The sequence below is a fragment of the Microcoleus sp. Pol12B3 genome (assembly GCF_036701355.1).
Lineage (GTDB): Bacteria > Cyanobacteriota > Cyanobacteriia > Cyanobacteriales > Microcoleaceae > Microcoleus.
The window spans coordinates 1-3,006 of sequence record NZ_JAUBQS010000146.1 but is presented as its reverse complement, the minus strand read 5'-3'; the positions used below and the strand labels follow the sequence as shown (position 1 = coordinate 3,006).

Sequence of the window (3,006 nt, the reverse complement as noted above, 5' to 3'; positions counted from 1 at the left end):
TGCGCCTGAAAATCGAGATTTAGATATTGTTAAAGCTCAACGAAAACCCAATGTTAAGTTAATTGTTGCACCTTTTCTCGATCGACAGCGAGGGTCTGACTGCTTTTTCTTTGAAGCATCTTCTCAAATCCCCTTGACAACTGCCATCCAAGCTTAACTTGTTACGAATGTGCGGGGACTGGCATTTTGGCAAAATTGGGCAATTGTTGGACTCTCGAAACATCGGGGAGGGGACAATACTTTTAGCGGTTTAGAATTGGATGAGTTGTTGGTAGCAAAGGATGCTGATCCTCGCTGTGGTATGATGGCGATCGATTTGACTACTGGGGCGATCGTTCACTTGTTGCGGTTTGAAGGAATTGTCACAGAACTCTATGATGTGCAGGTGATTTCGGCAGTGCAAAAGCCGATGGCGTTGGGTTTTCAAACGGATGAAATTGCTCAGTTAATTACTTTGGAACTTTAACCGCAGATGTGGGCGGATGTACGCTAATGAACGCAGATTAAGATGCAGTTTGTTTGGTGACTTCGACATAAATATGTTCTAATCGCACCGGATACCGAGCGATTGAATCAATAGAAATCCCGTCGAACAGCAAAATAATCTCTTTTAATTCTAAACGTTCCGGCAGCCAAAAAGCTAAATCGCTACCGTAGCGACGGGGAATGAAACTGTATTTTTTAGCGCGGGCGATGACTTCAGCTTCTTCGTCGGTTTTTACCACGATAATTTCTTGAGCCGGAATCAGTTTTTGCAACTCTTCTAAACTACCTTCTGCTACAATACTCCCATTTTTCAGAATTCCGATTCTCTGACAAAGACGCTCAGCTTCATCTAACAAGTGAGTTGTCAGCAAAATTGTACTTCCTTCCGATTGCAATCGCTGAATTAACTCCCAAATTTCATAGCGTGCCTCAATATCTAAACCCGTTGTCGGTTCGTCTAAAATTACTAATTTAGGTTGGTGTACCAAAGCCACCGCAATATTCAAACGGCGCTGCATTCCTCCGCTCAAAGTTTCCACGGGACTTGTAGCTCTATCTGTCAAATTTACTGCTTTCAAACACTGTCTTACTTGATAGCGCCGCTGCTTGCGCTCTAAGCCGTAAATTTGAGCAAAAAAATTGAGGTTTTCTTCGCAGCTAAGGCTTTTGTAAAGCAAATTTTGTTGGGGAGCTACACCTATTAATAATTTAGTAGCTTCGGAAACAGGTTCGCCATTGATGGAAACCTGGCCGCTGTCTGCATTTAGCAAATTACATAAAATATTGATAGTTGTAGTTTTGCCCGCCCCGTTTGGTCCTAGTAAACCGTAAATTTCTCCAGCTTGGATGTGCAGTGTTAAATCTCGAAGCACTGAACGTTCGCCGTAAGACTTATTTAGCTTTTCTATTTGCAGCACTGCTTTAATTCTCCGTATTATTTTATATATTTACGGTTGTTTCTGAACGATTAAACCGCAGAGAGGGCTGAGGACCCCGAGTCTCCAGAAGAGAGAGATGAATAATTACGACATACTGAGAGCGTTTTAAAGTCTTCTTTCTACTCTCAGCATCCTGCGATAAGAAAGCCATCCGGCTACTATCATTAAAACCGCAAAGATGCACAAGAATCCGAGGTGTTCGGCAATATCAGCCAAACCTTTGCCGTCAGCCCACACGCCCATCAGCGCTTCGTTCATGTGATAAATTGGATTGTACTGGGCGAGTTCCAGCAGACTTTTGGGAAACAGCGAAGTCGGCAAAAATGCGCCTCCTAAAATCAACAAGGGGACGCCGAAAGCTGCTACTAGGGAGTTGACATCTTCTGTGCGCCTCGCAAACTGGGTGCCGAGAATAAAGCCTACACCTACATAAGATACAATACTGAGCAGAATAATCGCACATCCTAGCAGAAGAGAGCCTTGGAATTGGGCTCCTAAAAAAGAGGCGATCGTGTATACTAAAATTACCTGACCGATGCCGATGAAACTATGAGCCAGAAAAATTCCTAAAAAGTAGGAAGTTCCACTCAGCGGGGAAATAAACAAGCGTTTGAGGGTATGCTGTTCTCGCTCTGCTACTACTGTTGCTACGCTACCACCGAGACAGCTAAAAAATAAAGCTGCTCCTACTAAGCTTGCAGGTGCAGCAACTTCAAAGGCTTTTGCTGTTGTCAGTTGCGCGCGTTCTGCTAAAATTAAGGCGTTAATAATCAAGATAGAAATCGGAAAGATAGCCCAAAAAATTAAACTGCGTCTTCGCCTTCCCAATTCTATTAAAATTCGCTGCGCTACAGCGAGGGTTTCGTACCAGTATTTCATCTTAAGTTTGTTAGCATTGTTATTGTCGGCAATCAAAATAAAAAGTTAATAGTTTATGATACAGTGATGAAATAAGCTTGTCAAATAACTGTTTAAAAGGTACACCATTGAATTAACTTCAACGGATTCGTGAAAAACAGAGTAACGCAACGCAGGAAACGGCACTGCCGTTTCCTGATGTCCTATAAGGGGTAAAATCACCCAGGTTGGATCGTGAAATTACCCTCGCAAGTCCCATTGGTAACAAGTTAGAAGGGAGTAGATTTTGTCAATACCTCTTTGTGTAGAAATGTAAGTGAATAATAATGATAATCAAAAAAGGGGTAAGGGTGGGAGAGTCAGCCTGCGGCTGACTCTCCCACCAGATCACGATTATCATTATTAATAAGTTGTTGGCTTGATTGGCGTTGCACCGCCATCGAATTCTGTGGCGGGCGATCGAATTCTGTGGCGGGCGATCTATAATGGCGGGCGATCGAATTCTGTGGCGGGCGATCGATAATGGCGGGCGATCAAATTCTGTGGCGGGCGATCAAATTCTGTGGCGGGCGATCGATAATGGCGGGCGATCGATAATGGCGGGCGATCGATCCCGGGTTGCACCACAAGTACACGGCAGCGTTGCGGCGAGCGAGATCGATGGCGAGCGTTGGTACGAGCGAAGGATATAATTGACAAATAATTGAGCGATTGTGTAGGTCAG

At 44.0% G+C, this 3,006-nt stretch carries 4 protein-coding genes; 2 read left to right on the top strand and 2 right to left on the bottom strand.

Annotated features, from left to right (window positions below):
- Positions 1–169: 169 nt before the first annotated feature.
- On the top strand, positions 170–466 hold the full coding sequence (locus QUA53_RS28820) for a DUF4915 domain-containing protein (protein ID WP_333101280.1): 297 nt from the start codon (positions 170–172) through the stop codon (positions 464–466).
- A 37-nt stretch (positions 467–503) separates the two neighbouring features.
- On the opposite strand, the gene QUA53_RS28815 is transcribed toward QUA53_RS28820, so the two are convergent.
- Both QUA53_RS28815 and QUA53_RS28810 read right to left on the bottom strand, forming a co-directional pair.
- Positions 504–1,403 carry an ABC transporter ATP-binding protein gene (locus QUA53_RS28815; protein WP_333101278.1) on the bottom strand — a complete coding sequence of 300 codons (900 nt, stop codon included), beginning with the start codon at positions 1,401–1,403 and terminating at the stop codon, positions 504–506.
- A gap of 126 nt (positions 1,404–1,529) precedes the next feature.
- Positions 1,530–2,303, bottom strand: coding sequence for an ABC transporter permease (locus QUA53_RS28810; RefSeq protein WP_333101282.1), 774 nt, complete (start codon positions 2,301–2,303; stop codon positions 1,530–1,532).
- Positions 2,304–2,704: 401 nt separating this feature from the next.
- Here QUA53_RS28810 and QUA53_RS28805 point away from each other — a divergent pair, with 401 nt between their 5' ends.
- The gene (locus QUA53_RS28805) at positions 2,705–2,974 is read left to right on the top strand and encodes a hypothetical protein (protein ID WP_333249291.1); all 270 of its coding nucleotides are present in this window, start codon (positions 2,705–2,707) and stop codon (positions 2,972–2,974) included.
- Positions 2,975–3,006 lie beyond the last annotated feature (32 nt).